We start from the raw sequence: 2,829 nt of genomic DNA, 5'->3' as shown, positions 1-2,829 counted from the left end.
GGTGAGTTGCGCAGTTTCGTAGCCCTGGGCTGCGCGGGCCCCAACCAGGCCAAGTCGTTCGGCCGTTGCGGCATGGGGCCGTGCCAGGGGCGCCTGTGCGGGCTGACCGTCACCGAGGTGATCGCCGACGCCCGCGGCGTGCCAGCGCAAGAGGTGGGCTACTACCGCATCCGTCCGCCCATCAAGCCCATTACCCTGGGAGAGCTTGCCGGTGATTGAGTCGAGCGCACGCCATGCCGAGGTGCTGGTGATCGGTGGCGGCATCCACGGGCTGAGCACCGCGCTGCACCTGGCTCAGGCCGGGGTCAAGGTGACGCTGCTGGAAGCGGACTACTGCGGCCGGCATGCCTCGGGGGTCAATGCCGGGGGCGTGCGCACCCTGGGCCGGCATGCCGCGGAAATACCCTTGGCGCTGTCATCAAGGACGCTGTGGCATGAGCTCAAGGGAATGCTGGGCGATGACGGCGGCTTTGTCCCCAGCGGGCAGCTCAAGCTGGCTGAAAGCGTGGCCGAACTGGAGGAGTGCCGGCAGCGGGTGCGGCAGTTGCAGGCCCTGGGTTTTACCCATGAAACCCTCATCGAACAGCAGGAGGTCTTCGAGCGCGTGCCAGCGGTAGCGAGGCATGTGGTGGGCGGAATCTGGGTGCAGGACGATGGCTACGCGCAACCCTTCAGGACCGTCACTGCGTTTCGCCTGGCGGCGCAGAAGCGTGGCGTACGGGTGCATGAACAGACGCCTGTTCAGCGAGTCGAGCAGACGGGTACCCGCTGGCGCGTGACCACCCCGGAGGGCCACTTCACTGCCGAGCACCTGGTCGTTACCGCTGGCGCCTGGGCCGGCGAGCTGGCCGCGCAAGTCGGCGAGCCGGTGCCCGTGCGGCCTGAAGGGCTGATGCTGATGGTGACCCACCGCGTCGCACCGTTTTGCGGACCGGTGCTGGGGGCCACGGGCAGGGCGCTGTCGTTCAAGCAGTTCGCCAATGGAACGCTGGTGATCGGCGGAAAGCTGGTGGGGTCGCTGGACTTTCCGGCACGGCATGGCGAAGTCGAGATGGACCAGCTGGCGACCAGCGCGCGCACGGTCACAGACCTGTTCCCGCACCTGAAGCACCTGGCGGTCAACCGCGTCTGGGCCGGCGTGGAGGCGTTCATCGCGGACGATCTGCCGGTGATTGGCGCCAGCCGCAAGGCCAGCAACCTGAGTTATTCGTTTGGTTTCTGTGGCAGCGGTTTCCATATGGGGCCCGGCACCGGCAAGCGCCTGGCCCAGCTCATCCTGGGAGAGGCGTCCGACATTTCCCTGGACGCATTTGCCATTGATCGATTCAACACGGCGTCCGCAGGGCCGTCAGCTATTCAACCCGCAACAACCATCGCTCAACATTGAGGAGTTCACATGCTGGAAATTACCCGTATCGAGACCAACCAACGCATGAGCCGCGTCGTTCAGTGCAACGGCTTCACCTTCCTGGGCGGGCAGACCGCGACTGACCGCACGCTGGATATCAAAGGGCAGACCGCTCAAGTGCTGGAGAAGATCGACAACTACCTGGCCAAGGCAGGGCTGGACAAGACCCGGATTCTCAGCGCGCAGGTCTGGCTGTCGGATATCGAGGCGAATTTCGCCGGGATGAATGAAGTCTGGGATGCCTGGGCGCCGGAAGGGCATGCGCCTGCCCGGGCCACGGTCGAGTCGCGGTTGGCCGCGCCGGAGCTGTTGGTGGAGATCACGGTTGTAGCGGCTGGCTAAGGAGAGCGGTGAAGGCCGACACCCGGATTTCGACCCTTGTATGCACACCGCAATGGCAGCTACAGTCCCCCGCCTGTAGGCGCCATTGCGGGTCACCCTGGTGGTGAGCCCGGAGTGAAAAGGAATCGGAACATCACCATCACAAGGAATGTGCACCATGAAAACCATCGACAGGATGTTGCTGGGCGCGGGGCTGCTGATACCGTTCTGGCTGTTGATCGGGGTAACGCTGACGGCGCTGGCCTATCCGGGGTACAGCCATCTCGACCAGGCCATGAGCATGCTGGGCGCTCAGGGTGCGCCTACCCACGGGTTTTCCGCGTGGGTGAACAATTTCCCGCTGGGCGTGTTGTTTGTCTTGTTCGCCGCCGGGGTCGCCCGGCGCTTCGTGGGGTCGTGGCTGGCGTTGGTCAGCGCGGGGTTCATCCTGCTTCATGGTCTGGCGAGCTTCGGGACCGGCTATTTCCCATGCGATGCCGGCTGCGCGCCGGCGGTGCCTTCCGAGTCGCAGATGAGCCACAACCTGGCAGGGCTGGTGATGTTTCTGTCGCTGACAGCGGCGATGGCGCTGTGGGTGCTTGCCGGGAAGCGCGTGCTTGCATCTCCTGGGTTCGCGGTGTTTTCGGCGCTGTGCGTGATCGGGTCATTCGTGACGGCCCTGATGATGGGAAAGGCGTTGGATGAGGGCCACATGTTCGGGTTCTACCAGCGGCTGAACTATGGGGTTTGTGTTGTCTGGGTGGCGGCGCTGGCTGTGTTGGCGGGGAGGGACAGGGCGCTTGCGGTGAATTGACCAGCAGTGGAATGCCCGGGCCGTTGCCACCGACCACCGACCCGCTCTGACAGAGTTCTTCCCGCTGAGCGGGCTCGATGGTGACAACGGCGCCAGGGCCAGCAGATTCAAGGCGTCACTTGATAACCACGTTGCTGCATGCAACTGCTGTAGGCGGAGGAGGTCGCCGTCGTACTCTGGGTATTTCTGCGATCCTCACGACGATCCTGGCGCTGCCTGGATCCGCCGACCACCGTTCCGGCCACCGCGGCATCCTTCGCCTTGTTCTGGCGGTACTCCTGTTTTA

Annotated in this window: 3 protein-coding genes and 1 pseudogene; all 4 read left to right on the top strand. The window is 64.5% G+C overall.

What is annotated here, in order from left to right:
* Positions 1-219, top strand: a pseudogene (locus VJS90_RS20620) (FAD/NAD(P)-binding oxidoreductase); the annotation flags it as partial.
* Complete coding sequence (locus VJS90_RS20615; protein ID WP_324123483.1) at positions 212-1,387, top strand: FAD-binding oxidoreductase; 1,176 nt, start codon at positions 212-214, stop codon at positions 1,385-1,387. The pseudogene VJS90_RS20620 and the gene VJS90_RS20615, both read left to right, overlap by 8 nt.
* Before the next feature lie 12 nt (positions 1,388-1,399).
* The gene (locus VJS90_RS20610; RefSeq protein WP_414704964.1) at positions 1,400-1,750 is read left to right on the top strand and encodes a RidA family protein; all 351 of its coding nucleotides are present in this window, start codon (positions 1,400-1,402) and stop codon (positions 1,748-1,750) included.
* A 157-nt stretch (positions 1,751-1,907) separates the two neighbouring features.
* The gene (locus tag VJS90_RS20605) at positions 1,908-2,543 is read left to right on the top strand and encodes a DUF998 domain-containing protein (RefSeq protein ID WP_324123481.1); all 636 of its coding nucleotides are present in this window, start codon (positions 1,908-1,910) and stop codon (positions 2,541-2,543) included.
* The last annotated feature ends 286 nt before the right edge of the window (positions 2,544-2,829 follow it).

It is taken from the genome of Pseudomonas sp., assembly GCF_035277045.1.
Taxonomy (GTDB): Bacteria; Pseudomonadota; Gammaproteobacteria; order Pseudomonadales; family Pseudomonadaceae; genus Aquipseudomonas.
The sequence above is the reverse complement of the archived record's forward strand: the minus strand, read 5'-3'. Positions and strand labels throughout refer to the sequence as shown.

Bases quoted from the DNA above. Each gene is read 5' to 3' on its own strand.
- VJS90_RS20605 (WP_324123481.1), top strand. From the start codon at position 1,908: ATGAAAACCATCGACAGGATGTTGCTGGGCGCGGGGCTGCTGATACCG.